Source organism: Micromonospora sp. NPDC051543 (assembly GCF_044454415.1).
In the GTDB taxonomy this organism is placed as follows: Bacteria; Actinomycetota; Actinomycetes; order Mycobacteriales; family Micromonosporaceae; genus Micromonospora.
Genome location: NZ_JBITDT010000034.1, coordinates 1 through 13,155 on the forward strand (window position 1 = coordinate 1; position 13,155 = coordinate 13,155).

The 13,155-nt window shown below is 73.6% G+C and carries 12 protein-coding genes; 4 read left to right on the plus strand and 8 right to left on the minus strand.

From position 1 onward, the window contains the following. Nucleotides 1-219: 219 nt before the first annotated feature. Both ACIA3K_RS31565 and ACIA3K_RS31570 read right to left on the minus strand, forming a co-directional pair. The gene (locus tag ACIA3K_RS31565; protein WP_396805508.1) at nucleotides 220-1,104 is read right to left on the minus strand and encodes an MHYT domain-containing protein; all 885 of its coding nucleotides are present in this window, start codon (nucleotides 1,102-1,104) and stop codon (nucleotides 220-222) included. Between the two features lie 165 nt (nucleotides 1,105-1,269). Then, nucleotides 1,270-4,071 carry a DEAD/DEAH box helicase gene (locus ACIA3K_RS31570; protein ID WP_396805510.1) on the minus strand — a complete coding sequence of 934 codons (2,802 nt, stop codon included), beginning with the start codon at nucleotides 4,069-4,071 and terminating at the stop codon, nucleotides 1,270-1,272. A gap of 86 nt (nucleotides 4,072-4,157) precedes the next feature. Here ACIA3K_RS31570 and ACIA3K_RS31575 point away from each other — a divergent pair, with 86 nt between their 5' ends. After that, nucleotides 4,158-4,928, plus strand: coding sequence for an HAD family hydrolase (locus ACIA3K_RS31575; RefSeq protein WP_396805512.1), 771 nt, complete (start codon nucleotides 4,158-4,160; stop codon nucleotides 4,926-4,928). A gap of 66 nt (nucleotides 4,929-4,994) precedes the next feature. Continuing rightward, entirely contained in the window at nucleotides 4,995-5,906 is a 912-nt protein-coding gene (locus tag ACIA3K_RS31580) for an EamA family transporter (protein ID WP_396805514.1), read from the plus strand. Here the strand turns inward: ACIA3K_RS31580 and ACIA3K_RS31585 are convergent. The 6 genes from ACIA3K_RS31585 to ACIA3K_RS31610 form a co-directional block, all read right to left on the minus strand. Continuing rightward, a complete protein-coding gene (locus ACIA3K_RS31585) occupies nucleotides 5,869-6,822 on the minus strand; it encodes a diacylglycerol kinase (protein ID WP_396805516.1) in 954 nt (317 codons plus the stop codon). The two genes, ACIA3K_RS31580 and ACIA3K_RS31585, sit on opposite strands and share 38 nt — an antisense overlap. A gap of 143 nt (nucleotides 6,823-6,965) precedes the next feature. Further along, nucleotides 6,966-7,919 (minus strand): twin-arginine translocase subunit TatC, encoded by a 954-nt coding sequence (gene tatC / locus ACIA3K_RS31590; protein ID WP_396805518.1) that lies wholly within the window; start codon nucleotides 7,917-7,919, stop codon nucleotides 6,966-6,968. Nucleotides 7,920-7,937: 18 nt separating this feature from the next. Then, a complete protein-coding gene (tatA, locus tag ACIA3K_RS31595) occupies nucleotides 7,938-8,252 on the minus strand; it encodes a Sec-independent protein translocase subunit TatA (RefSeq protein WP_355053036.1) in 315 nt (104 codons plus the stop codon). A 158-nt stretch (nucleotides 8,253-8,410) separates the two neighbouring features. Beyond that, entirely contained in the window at nucleotides 8,411-8,656 is a 246-nt protein-coding gene (locus ACIA3K_RS31600) for a hypothetical protein (protein WP_357119219.1), read from the minus strand. Between the two features lie 10 nt (nucleotides 8,657-8,666). Further along, complete coding sequence (locus tag ACIA3K_RS31605; protein WP_396805520.1) at nucleotides 8,667-9,731, minus strand: helix-turn-helix transcriptional regulator; 1,065 nt, start codon at nucleotides 9,729-9,731, stop codon at nucleotides 8,667-8,669. Then, entirely contained in the window at nucleotides 9,728-10,726 is a 999-nt protein-coding gene (locus ACIA3K_RS31610; protein WP_396805521.1) for a helix-turn-helix transcriptional regulator, read from the minus strand. The genes ACIA3K_RS31605 and ACIA3K_RS31610 overlap by 4 nt, the downstream gene beginning before the upstream one ends. A gap of 119 nt (nucleotides 10,727-10,845) precedes the next feature. On the opposite strand from ACIA3K_RS31610, the gene ACIA3K_RS31615 reads away from it, so the two are divergent. Then, nucleotides 10,846-11,838 carry a cation diffusion facilitator family transporter gene (locus tag ACIA3K_RS31615; protein WP_396805523.1) on the plus strand — a complete coding sequence of 331 codons (993 nt, stop codon included), beginning with the start codon at nucleotides 10,846-10,848 and terminating at the stop codon, nucleotides 11,836-11,838. Between the two features lie 48 nt (nucleotides 11,839-11,886). Then, a complete protein-coding gene (locus ACIA3K_RS31620) occupies nucleotides 11,887-12,972 on the plus strand; it encodes a DUF3866 family protein (protein ID WP_396805525.1) in 1,086 nt (361 codons plus the stop codon). Nucleotides 12,973-13,155: the final 183 nt, after the last annotated feature.

Here is a 13,155-nt window from a genome sequence, read left to right on the forward strand (position 1 = left end):
CAGACCTACACCACCCTCACCCGAACAGCTTGATCACCAACCCATGACACATCTATCGGGACTTCCCCTTGACACATGTCTCGGGACACCACAGTCAGCTCCGAACGGAAACTGTCCAAGATCTGCAGGCCATCACCGATGCGATGGCGCTGTTCGTCGTGATCAGCAGAGTCAGGACCTCAAAGCCGCCCCGGCGCCGCCCGACAGCGCCGGGGAGCGTCAGCGCGGCGGATTGTCCCGGCGGGAGGGGAACGGGGTGCCGGGCGTCCCGAGGGTGGAGCGGGCGCGCAGCCCGACCGGATCCGGGGCGGTCTCCGGCGTGACCTGGGCGGGCGCCGGGGTCCGGCGCGCGTCCAGGTACGCGGCGGCGGCCAGGTCGTCGTCGGTGGGGGCGGCGAGCAGGGCGTAGAGCAGCCCGACCACGCCGAAGATCACCGCCACGACGATCGGCACCAGCAGGGCACTCACCCCGGCACCGGTCACTCCGCCCGAGCGTTCGTGCAGGTGCACCGAGAGGGCGCTCATGCCGGTGAAGTGCATGCCGTTCACCGCGACGCCCATGACCAGCGCGGAGGCGAAGATCGCCAGGCCGCGCTTGACGGTCATCGCCAGCCACAGGGCCACGGTCGCGGCGACGATGGCGATGACCACGGAGAGGATGACCCGGATGGGGTCGTAGCCGAGGCTGCCGTTGAGGCGCATCGCCGCCATGCCGGTGTAGTGCATGGCGGCGACCCCGGCGCCGGTGAAGACGCCGCCGGCGATGAGGCGTACCGGGTTCAGCCGGCCGGTGCCGACGATCGCCAGGCCGATGCCGACGGCGACCACCGCGATGGCGGTGCTGGCGGCGGTCAGTGGCACGTCGTACCGGATGCGGGTGCCGTCGACGGCGAAGCCGAGCATGGCCATGAAGTGCATCGCCCAGATGGCGGTGCCGCCGAGGGCCCAGGCGGCCAACAGGCCCCACCAGGCGCGCTGGCGGGCGTTACGGGCCGTGCGGATACGGCCGGCGCAGACGAGCCCCAGGACGGATCCGAGCACCGACAGCGCGTAGCTCAGCGCGGGCGTGATCCACCCGTACTCAAAGTGATTGATGTCCGCCACGGCCATGTCTCTCCCCACTCGTTACCGGCGCGTACGCACAGCGCCCGGGCAATGATCAGGGGTGCTCCGAGCAGGCGCAATAGCACCCTCGGGCTATTCGCGGGGTGCCGTCACGGTGACCGTCCGATGCGTCGATTCACCGGCACGGTTGACCGAAAGTGATCATCAGGCCGAGGTGTGGTACGCCAGCACTCCCCGGTTGATGGCCGCTATCGCCTGCCGGGCTGTGGAACGTAGCTCCGGCGACGCGCCGCCGGAGTCGGAAAGTTGACCAAGAAGGTCGACCACCTGCCGCGCCCACCGGACGAAGTCGCCGGCCGGCATCTCGCCGTCGATCTCGTGCCCGCTGCCGAGCACCTTCGCCAGGGCCTCGCCCCGGGCCCACCGGTAGACCGGCCAGGCGAAGCCCAGATCCGGCTCGCGGGTCGCGGTCAGCCCACGGGCGGCCTCGTCGGCTTCGATCTCGCCCCACAGCTTCAGCGTCTCGTCCACGGCGTCGGAGACCGGGCCGCGCGGCAGGGACGCCCGCTCGTCGACGTCGCGGCGCGCCTCGAAGACCACCACGGACACCGCGGCGGCCAGCTCGGCCGGGGAGAGCCCGTCCCACACGCGTCGACGCAGGCACTCGGCGACGAGCAGATCCGCCTCGGTCCAGATCCGGCCGAGCATCCGACCGGCGTCGGTGACCGCGCCGTCGCGGCCGAGGTAACCACGTTCGGTCAGCAGCGCGACGATCCGGTCGAACGTCCGGGCGAGGGACCCGGTACGCCCGGACACCCGCTCGCGCAGCTCGTCGGTGTCCCGTTCGAGACGGCGTCGGCGCTCCGCCCAGCGGGCGTGCTCCTCCCGCTCCGGGCAGGCGTGACAGGGGTGGTTACGCAGCTCGGTACGGAGCTGGCTGAGCCGGTGGTCCTCGCCCGGCGTCTGCCGGGACCGGCCACCACGGCGGCCACCGTGCCGGTCCAAACCGGTGCCGCTGACCTCGGCGGCAAGGTCCCGCCGGGCCGCCGGCGAACGGTGGTTGAAGTGCTTGGGCACCCGGATGCGGGCCAGCACCTCGGCCGGCGTGGTGAAGTCGCCCGGGCTGACCCGCCCCGCCCAGCGGTCCTGGGTGAGCACCAGCGGACGGGGTTCGCCGAATCCACCGGTCGCCGGGTCCAGCACGACGGCCAGGCCGGCCCGCCGGCCCGACGGCACGCGGATCACGTCGCCGATGCGCAGCCGCTCCAGCGACGCCACGGCCGCGGCCTTGCGCTGGGTCTGCCCCTGCCGGGCGATGGCCTTCTCCCGGTCGGCGATCGCCACCCGCAGCGCGAAGTACTCGTCGAAGTCGCCGTGGTGGCAGGCGGCCTCCGCGCCGTACGCCTCGATGGTCTCGGTGTTGCGCTGCACCTGCCGCGCCAGGCCGACCACCGACCGGTCGGCCTGGAACTGGGCGAACGAGGACTCCAGCAGCGCCCGCGCGGGCTCCGCGCCGACCGAGCCGACCAGGTTCACCGCCATGTTGTACGACGGCCGGAAGCTGGACCGCAGCGGATAGGTGCGGGTGGAGGCGAGCCCGGCCACGTGGCGCGGGTCGGTCTCCGGGGACCACACCACCACGGCGTGCCCCTCGACGTCGATGCCGCGTCGGCCGGCGCGGCCGGTGAGCTGGGTGTACTCCCCCGGGGTCAGGTCGACGTGCGCCTCGCCGTTGTACTTTACGAGGCGTTCCAGGACCACACAGCGGGCCGGCATGTTGATGCCCAGCGCGAGGGTCTCGGTGGCGAAGACCGCCTTGACCAGGCCCCGGACGAACAGCTCCTCGACGACCTCCTTGAACACCGGCAGCATGCCGGCGTGGTGGGCGGCGAGGCCGCGCTCCAGGCCGTCCAGCCACTCCCAGTAGCCCAGCACCGTCAGGTCCTCGCCGGGGATGGCGGTGACCCGGGACTCGACCACCCGGCGGATCTCGGCGCGCTCGTCGGGCGAGGTGAGCCGCAGCCCGGCGGCCAGGCACTGCTGCACGGCGGCGGCGCAGCCCGCGCGGCTGAAGATGAACAGGATGGCCGGCAGCAGACCCTCCCGGTCCAGCCGGTCCACGATGTCCGGGCGGATCGGGCCGCGCCAGCGGGGCCCTCGGCGTCCGGAGCCCGGGCCGGCGCTGCGCCCCTCGCCCAGCTCCAGGCGACGCATCGTGTCGCGGGTGTAGCGCAGCAGCTCCGGGTGCACGTCGTGCTTGCGGGCGGCGTCGGCGTCGTGGAACAGGTCGAACATCCGCTTGCCGACCAGCATGTGCTGCCACAGCGGCACCGGCCGGTGCTCGCTGACCACCACGGCGGTCTCGCCGCGCACGGTGACCAGCCAGTCGGCGAACTCCTCGGCGTTCGACACGGTCGCCGACAACGAGACCAGGGTGACCGACTCCGGCAGGTGGATGATCACCTCTTCCCACACGCCGCCGCGGAACCGGTCGGCGAGGTAGTGCACCTCGTCCATCACCACGTAGGCGAGCCCCTGCAACGTGCTGGAGCCCGCGTAGAGCATGTTGCGCAGCACCTCGGTGGTCATCACCACCACGGGCGCGTCGCCGTTGATCGCGTTGTCGCCGGTCAACAGACCGACCTGCTCGGCGCCGTACCGGGCGACGAGGTCGTGGTACTTCTGGTTGGACAGCGCCTTGATCGGCGTCGTGTAGAAGCACTTGCGCCGGGTCGCCGGCGCCGTCGCGCCGCCGGCCGCCGGCGGGTCGTCGGGCCGCCCCCGCAGAGCCAGGTGTACGGCGAACTCGCCGACCACGGTCTTGCCGGCGCCGGTCGGGGCGCACACCAGCACACCGCTGCCCCGCTCCAACGACTGACACGCCTCGCGCTGGAAGTCGTCGAGGTCGAACCCCAGGTCCAGGGCGAACTCGTCCAGCGCCGGAAACTCGGAGGCCTGCGCGGCCCGGCGGCGCGCCGCGGCGTACCGCTCGGCGGGGCTCGACATGGCACCAAGATTAGTGCGTGCCGGCACAGTGCACCCCACAAGGCCGTCCGGCAGGGCTGTCGGCGAGGGTCGGTAGGGTGCACGGCGTGCCGGACCATGCCGAACCGCCCCAGACCACTCCGCCGGGCAGCGCCGCCGACTCCACCGCCCGCCGGACGTCCCGACGGCCCGTGAAGTCGGTGCTCTTCGACTTCCACGGCACCCTGGCCCAGGTGGAGGAGCCTCGGCAGTGGGTGCTGGAGGCCGCGGCGGCGTGCGGGGTCACCCTGGACCGGGTCCGCGCCACCTCGCTGGCCGACCGCCTGCTGACCGCCGGCCGCGCGGGTGGCCCGCTACCGGCCCGGGTTCCGCCCCGGCTGGCCGAGCTGTGGGCCGACCGGGACCTCTACCCGCACGCCCACCGGGGCGCGTACACGGGGCTGGCCGAGACCGTGGACGCCGGCATCGAGGGCTTGGCCGACGCGCTCTACGAGCGGCTGCTCCTCGCCGAGGGCTGGGTGCCCTACCCGGACACGGCCCCCACGCTGGCCGCGCTGCGCGACGCCGGCGTACGCATCGCGGTGGTCAGCAACATCGGCTTCGACCTGCGCCCGCACTTCGAGGCCTGGGGGTTGACCGACCTCGTCGACGCGTTCGTGCTGTCGTACGAGGTGGGGCGCTGCAAGCCCGACCCGGCGATCTTCTGGCGTGCCTGCGGCATGCTGGGCGTCGACCCGGAGCAGACGCTGATGGTCGGCGACAGCCCGGCCGACGCGGGCGCGGTGGCCGCCGGCTGCGCGGTGCTGGTGCTGCCGGCCGCCGAGCCGGGCCGGGAGAACGGGCTGGGCGCGGTCCTGGACCTGGCCCTGCCCTCCTGATCCCCGGGCTGATCCGCGTCGAGGCCGCCCGCGCGTCCCGCGCGCACACCGCCTAGCGTCAGGGGCGTGACGGACACCCTCCTGCCTGCGTCGACACCGACCGACGCGCCCCCGCAGCGGCACGGTGGTGTCCTCGCCGTGGGGCTGGTGCTCGGCGGGGCGCTCTCGGTCCAGTTCGGCTCCGCCGTCGCCGCGCTGCTCTTTCCGCGTACCGGCGTGGCCGGGGCGGTCACCCTGCGGCTGACGATCTCGGCGGCGTTGCTGCTCGTCGTGTGCCGGCCGCGACTGCGCGGGCACGACCGCTCGGCCTGGCTCGCCGTCGGCGCGTTCGGGCTGGCCCTGGCCGGCATGAACTCGCTGTTCTACCAGGCCATCGAACGCATCCCGCTCGGACCGACGGTGACGCTTGAGGTGCTCGGTCCGCTGGCGCTGTCCGTGTTCACCGCCCGCCGGCTGGCGAGCTGGTGCTGGGCGGGGCTTGCGCTGGCCGGAGTGGCGCTGCTGGGGCAGGGCGGCTTCGACCGGCTCAACCCGGCCGGGGTGGCGTTCGCGTTCGGCGCGGGCACGATGTGGGCCGCGTACATCGTGCTCAGCGCCCGCGTCGGTGGCCGGTTCCCCGGCGCGGACGGGCTCGCCCTCGCGCTCACCCTGGCCGCGCTGGTCACCCTGCCGCTGGGCATCGCCGACGGCGGCGCCGTCCTGCTCGACCCGCAGGTGCTCGCGTTCGGAGCGGCCCTCGCGGTGCTCGCCTCCGGCCTGCCGTACACCCTGGAACTGCTGGCGCTGCGCCGGATGCCCACGTCGACGTTCGCGGTGCTGATGAGTCTCGGCCCGGCCGTCGCCACCCTCGCCGGCTGGCTGGTGCTGCGCCAGGCGCTGACCGTGTCGGAGTGTGTCGCCATCGTGCTGGTCATCGCCGCCAGCATCGGAGCCGTCCGGGTCAGCGCAGCAGTCGCAGGGCCCCGGGCACCGCGGTGATCGACACCGGGAGGCTGAGCGAGCGTTCCCCGTCGGCGTACGTGACGATCCCGTCGGCCGCCAACTCCACCGTACGGGCCCGGTAGCTGCTCACCACCGGGTGCTCGACGTGGGTGCCCTGGTAGATGTGCGGCTTCACCCGGATCATCGTGCGCCGGTCGGCCCGGCCGGCCACCACCACGTCCAACAGCCCGTCGGTCGGGTCGGCGTCGGGGCAGATCCGCATCCCACCGCCGTACGACGGGCAGTTGCCCACCGCCACCAGCACCGAGTCCATCTCGTGGAGCACCCCGTCGAGGCGCATCGTGTAGCGCCGCGGCTTCAGGCGGGCCATCTCGACGAGGATCGCCAGGTCGTACCGGCGGGGGCCGCGCGGCCACCGCATCCGGTTGGCCCGCTCGTTGACGATCGCGTCGAAGCCCGCCGCGAGGACGGCCCCGTACCAGCGCTCCGCGCCGTCGACGCCCGTCATCCGGGCCAGGTCGACGGGACTGCTCCGGCCGGCGCGCAGCGCCTCGACGATCACCTCCACGGCGGCGACGGGATCGGCGGGAAAGCCGGTGTCGATCGCGAAGTCGTTGCCGGTGCCGGCGGGCACCGGTCCGAACGGGATGTCGGTGCCGGCCACGGCTTGCAGCGCCCGGTGCACGGTGCCGTCCCCGCCGATCGCGACCAGCGCGCCCGCGCCCTCGGCGACCGCCGTCCGACAGGCCACCTCCGCCTCATCGGGGGTGGCGGCCGACAGCACCGTCACCGGCCGGCCGGCGGCGGACAGCCCGTCCAGCAGCCGGGGCAGCAGGGCCCGCCGCCGTCCCCGGCCGGCCGTCGGGTTGGCGAGCACGGCCACCGGGCCAGCGGCCGACGCGGCGTCCCCCGCCGGTCCGGGCCGAAACTCTTTCACGGTCACGGCCAGCACCGTACTCGTCGTACATCTGATGTTCATCGTGCGGAGGTAGCGCTCCCAGCCCACCGGGCGGCTCGATTCGTCGACGGCGGACGCAGCGACGCCGCCCCCAGGTGGCGGGGACGGCGTCGGCTGACTCTGGCGGCGCGGGGCCGTCAGGTCATGTCGTCGTAACGGCGTTCGATCGGCGCCGGCTTCGCGATCGGCTCCGGAGCGCCGATCGGCGCGGTCGCGTCGACCCGCTGCCCGGCCACGACCGGGTCCGGGTCGAACTCCAGCGGCGAGACCTCGTCGTCGTCGAGACCGGCGTAGACCTCCTTGCCGCGACCCCGCCGCCGGTCGTTGATGAACGCGATGCCCACCGCGCCGAAGTAGAGCGCGGAGAGGCAGACCGCCAGGGCGGTCATCCCGAACGGGTCGGGGGTGGGGGTGACCACGGCGGAGAACGCGAAGAACACGAAGATCGCCACCCGCCACCAGCTCAGCAGCCGCTTCGCGCTGGCCAGACCGACGAAGTTGAGCATCAGCACGACCAGCGGGAACTCGAACGCCACCCCGAACAGCAGGATCAGGTTGGTGACGAAGGAGATGTACCGGGTGACTTCCAGCGTGGTCGAGATGTCGTCGCCGGACACGTTCATCAGGAACTCGAGGCCCTTGGCGGTGACGAAGAAGGCCAACACCGCGCCGGCGGCGAACAGCGGCGCCGCCAGGGCCGTGAACGCGTACGCGTAGCGCCGCTCGTGCCGGTGCAGCCCGGGCGCGATGAACGCCCAGAGCTGGTAGAGCCAGATCGGCGCCGCGATGATCAGGCCCACCCACAGGCCGATCTTCAGATTCAGCAGGAAGACGTCCGCCGGACCGAGCTGGACGAACAGGCACTTCTGGGTCTCCGGGTCGACCGACCCGGGCAGATCGCAGTACGGCTTCGACAGCAGCACCCGGACCGGCTCCGCCAGCCAGATACCGAAGCCGAAGCCGATCATGATCGCCAGCGAGGCGCGGAAGAGACGGTTACGCAGCTCACGGACGTGCTCGATGAGCGTCATCGAGCCGTCGGCGGCCCGCTCGAACGTGCTCGGGCCGCGCTTACGCAGGGCGAAGGCCACGGTGCGAAGGCCCTTCGGTCAGTTGTCGCGGACGCGGTGCACCGGGTCGACGACCGGCTGCTGCGCCGGCGGCTGCTGGTACGGCGGCTGCTGCGGCTGCCCGGCGTACGGCGCCTGCTGCCCCGCGTGCGGCGGCAGCGGCTGGTAGCCGGCCTGCGCGTCGGCCTTCTCGGCGAGGTCGCGGTCGTCGTCCTGCAGGCTCTTGGTCTCGGCCTTGATGATCCGCAGCGAGCGACCCAGCGAGCGGGCCGCGTCGGGAAGCCGCTTCGCACCGAAGAGCAGGATCAGCACAACCACGAGAACGGCGATGTGCCACGGCTTGAGGGCACCCATGAGAAGCTCCAGTCGCTCTGTGTCCGGGGGGTGGTACGCAGCCCATCGTACGTGCGGATCGGTCCGATGCCACCCGCCGGGTGGTGGTGGTCCGGCCCGGCCGGTGAAGTCTTGACCAACGCGCGATGATCCGTCAACCACATGGGCCGACGGCGCGGTCAGCCCCGCTTGGCCTTGATCAGCTCAAGGCGCTGCTGCGCGGTGTCGAGCTGGCGTTGGACGCCCTCGGCGCGCTGCTGCAACGCCTCCGCGGTCTCCCGCAGCGCCTCCGCCTCCCCGGCCCGGCGCTGCAACGCCTCGGCGGCACGGCGCAGCTTGGGCAGCCGGGCCAGCACCGGGCGCACGGCCAACGCGAGCGCCACGAGCGGGAGCAGCACCAGCGCGAGCACGATCCAGATCAGCACGCCGGCCAGCCTACTGGGTGCGGCCCGCCACCGCCGGATCGCCCGACGGCGCGCCGGGGGCCGGGGCCGCGCGGTCGTCGTCGGGCAGCCGCGTCACCGGCGCGGGCACCGCGTAGGCGTCGAGCGCGGCGGACGCGGTCGCCCGGACCTGCTCGGCCAGCTCGACGGGAGCGACCACGGTGACGTCCGGGCCGAGGCCGAGCACGAACCGTCGTGCCCACCCCAGGTCGGTCACGCGCAGCGAGACGAGCCACTGGTCACCGTCGCCGGCCTCGACCCGCTCGCACGGGTAGTACTCGGTGATCCACCGTTCGCCGCGCCCGATCCGCAGGGTGATCAGCGGCAGGTCGGGCGACGGCCGGAAGACCCCCTCGGTGCGGTCGTGCGGGACGGCCTGCGGCGGCACGGCGGCCGGCTCGTCCAGCTCGGTGATCGCGTCGATCCGGTCGGCGCGGAACAGCCGCACCGCCTCCGCGCGCCGGCACCACGCCTCCACGTACGCCCGGCCGCCGACCATCAGCATCCGCAGCGGGTCGACGACCCGCTCGGTGGTCTCGTCCCGGGCCGCCGTGTAGTAGGTGATCCGCAGCGCCCGGCCGCCCTCCACGGCGGCGCGCAGCGCCTCGACCCGCCGGGTGTCGCCCGGCAGCCGGACCGCTACCGGCGCGCCCACCAGGTCACCGGCGGCGTCCTCGATCTTGGCGAGGGCCCGTTCGATGGCGTCCCGGTTGGCGACGCCGGGAGTCTCGGCGAGCATCCGCAGCGCCACCACGAGCGCGAGGGCCTCGTCGGGGGTGAGTCGCAGCGGCCGGTCGATGCCGGCGTCGTACGTGATGGTCACCCGGTCGCCGTCGAACGCCATGTCGATCAGATCGCCGGGGCCGTACCCGGGCAGCCCGCACACCCACAGCAGCTCCAGGTCCTCGCGGAGCTGCCGTTCGGTGACACCCAGGTCACCGGCCGCCTCGGCGACCTCGATGCCCGGTCGGGCCAGCAGATAGGGCACCAGGTTGAGCAGGCGCGCCAGCCGATCCGCTGAGGTCTTGGAACCGCCACGGGCGGCCGGGCGGGTCACCGGGCACCCCCGGAGACCGCCAGCTCGTCGTGGCGGACCGCGATCTCCTTGAGCCGCTGGATGACCGCCTCGCGGACCTCCGGTGGGTCGAGCACGCGTACGTCCGGCCCGTACCCGACCAGGTGGCCGGCCAGACCGTCCGGGTCGGCGTACGGCAGGACCAGGTGGTCGCCGTCCGGCCCGGCGGTCACCTCGACCGCCCAGCGACGCAGGCCGGCGGCCCGGCCGGGCGCGGCCAGCACGGTCGCCCGGCCGGTCCGCTCCACCGGCCCGGACCAGCGGGCCACGTGACTGATCAGGTCTTCTCCCAGCGGCGGCTCGTAGGCGCCGGACGCGCCGGTCACCCGGACCGAGCCGACCACCCGGGAGAGCCGGAAGCAGCGGGTGGCGTCCCGGTCCAGGTCGTGGCCGACCACGTACCACCGGCCCCGCCAGCAGACCACGCCCCACGGTTGGAGCCGGCGGCGGCTGGGGGCGTCCCGGTCGGGTACCCGGTAGTCGAAGCCCACCTCCCGGCGGTCCCGGGCGGCGGCGGTCAGCGGCGCGAACGCGGGGTCGACGGTGACCATCGGCTCCAGGCCGAGGGTGGCCTGCGGGTCGACGTCCACCCCGGCGGCGCGCAGCTTGGCCAGCCCGGAGGACGCGGCGGCGGCCAGCCCGGCGTGCTGCCACAGGCGGGCGGCGATGCCGACGGCGGCGGCCTCGTCCGGTTCGAGGGGGATGTCGGGCAGCGCGTATTCGCGGTGGGCGATGCGGTAGCCGGGCTCGGCGTCGAAGACGCTGGCCGTGCCGGTCTCCAGTGGGACGCCCAACTCGCGCAGCTCGGCCTTGTCCCGCTCGAACTTGCGCTGGAACGCCTCGTGGTCGCGCGCGTCGTCGGGATCGTGCTCGTAGCCGGGCACGGTCGCGGCGATCTGCGCGGCGGTCAGGAACCGTCGCGTGGACAGCAGGCAGATCACCAGGTTGACCAGGCGTTCGGTGCGGGTCCGCGACACGCGGTAGACGCTAGCAGCCGACGCGCCCGCATCGTGCACCCACGCGGGGCGTGCCGCACACTTGTTCGGATCGGGTCCTCCCCCGGCGCGCCGCCGCTCACCGCCATAGGGTTGCCCTCATGTCGCAAGCCGGGATGAAGACCGAGAGCGAGAGCGTCGGCACCGTGGTCGTCGCGGGCGTCGCCAACCTCGCCATCGCGGTCGCCAAGCTGGTCGCCGGGCTGATCTCGGGGTCGGCCGCGATGCTGTCCGAGGCGGCGCACTCGGTCGCCGACACCACCACCGAGGTGCTGCTGTTCCAGGCGCTGCGCAGGGGGGCCCGGCCGGCCGACAAACGGCACCCCTTCGGGTACGGCAAGGAGAGCTACGTCTGGGCGTTCTTCGCCGCGATGTTCACCTTCGTGGCCGGCGCCGGTTTCGCCGTCACCCACGGCGTCACCACGATCCTCGTGCACGAGCACAGCGGCGACTACCTCGTCTCGTACATCGTGCTGGCGGTCTCGTTCGTCATCGAGTCGATCTCGCTGGCGCGGGCCGTCCGGCAGGTCCGGCGCGAGTCCGAGCGCTGGCAGACCACCCCGCGACGGTTCCTGCGGCTCACCGCCGACACCACCGTCAAGGCCGTCTTCCTGGAGGACAGCGCGGCCCTGATCGGCCTGGTGCTCGCGGGCCTCGGCGTCGGCCTGTCGCACGCCACCGGCGACGAGGTGTGGGACGGCGTCGCGTCGATCCTCATCGGCCTGCTGCTGCTGACCGTCGCCGGGATCCTCGCCGGCAACAACCTGTCACTGCTGGTCGGCCGGGCCGTCCCGGAGCGGCTGCGCCGGGAGATCGAGCAGGAGCTGGCCGAACTGCCCGAGGTGGAACGCATCGACACCCTGCTGACCATGCAGCTCGGCCCGGACGACATCCTCGTCGCCGCGAAGGTCGACTTCCGCGACGACGCCACCGGCGCGCAGATCGAGGCCACCGCCGACGAGGCCGAGCGGCGGCTCACCGAGCGGTACCCGGAGATCCGGTTCGTCTTCCTCGACCCGACCCGCTCACAGCCCGGGGCCACCGGAAACGCCCGGCACACCCAGGCCGTCGACCCCGGCGACTCGCCGGCCTGATCGCACCCGGTCGCGCTCCGCCGCGCCCGCGCGGCTAGCGTGCCCGTCATGGTGCGATGGCGTACGGGGACGGTGGCGGCGCTGCGACGGCAGTGGACCGGGGCGGTGGAACTCGACGTCGACCTGCCCGACGGCACGCGCATGCGGGCGCTGGCCTATCCCGAGCTGGTCGGCACGCCCGAGCCCGGCGACCGGGTGGTGCTCAACGCCGGCGCGCTGCTGATGGGGCTGGGCACCGGCGGGTACGCCCTCGTGGTGGCGGTGCCGGACCGGCTGCCCCCGGACCCGCCGGACGCCGGCGACACCCGCGACGCCGGGCATCTCGTCAAGGCCCGCTACACGCCGTTGCAGCCGATCCTGCTCGGCGTCGACGAGGAGGCGTCCCCGCACCGGGCCGTGCTGGCCGACGCCGACGACCTGGGCGGAATGCCCGTGGTCACCGCCGACCTGCACTCGGCGTTGCCGGCGATCCTGGCCGGCATCCGGGCCGACGCTCCGGGGGCGCGGGTCGCGTACCTGCTCACCGACGGTGGGGCGCTGCCGGCCTGGTTCTCCCGCACCCTGGCCGGGCTGCGCGACGAGTTGGCCGGAACGATCACCGTCGGGCAGGCGTTCGGCGGCGACCTGGAGGCCACCACCCTGCACGGCGGTCTGCTCGCCGCCCGCCACGTGCTGCGCGCCGACGTGGCGATCGTGGCGCAGGGCCCCGGCAACCTGGGCACCGGCACCCGGTGGGGATTCTCCGGCGTCGCCGTCGGTGAGGCGGTCAACGCGATCGCCACGCTCGGCGGGCGGCCGGTCGGCTCGCTGCGCATCTCCGAGGCCGACCCCCGCCCCCGGCACAACGGCGTGTCGCACCACAGCCTCACCGCGTACGGCCGGGTGGCGCTCGCCCCGGCGGAGCTGGTGGTGCCCGACGACCTGGACCCGGCCCTGGCGGCCGAGGTCGACGCGGCCCTGGCGCCGCTGGCGGCCCGCCACCGGATCGTGAAGGTGTCCACCGCCGGCCTCGACGCCGCGCTGCGCGCCAGCCCCGTCCCCCTGTCCACCATGGGCCGCCCCCTGGACGCCGACCACGCCTACTTCCTGGCAGCAGCAGCAGCCGGCCGCCAAGCCACCACCCACCTCCCCTAACCCCCCACCCCACCCCCACCCGGCCCCGCTCCGGCCCCGCTCCGGCCCCGCTCCGCCCGGTGATCAAGAAGTTTGCGTCAGGATCCGGCGGCGGGTTCGACCGGTCCGTGCAAGTGATCGTTGATCACGGTACGGACCGGTCGAAGGAGTTTGGGTGGCGCGAGCGCATGTGTTGACTGCGGG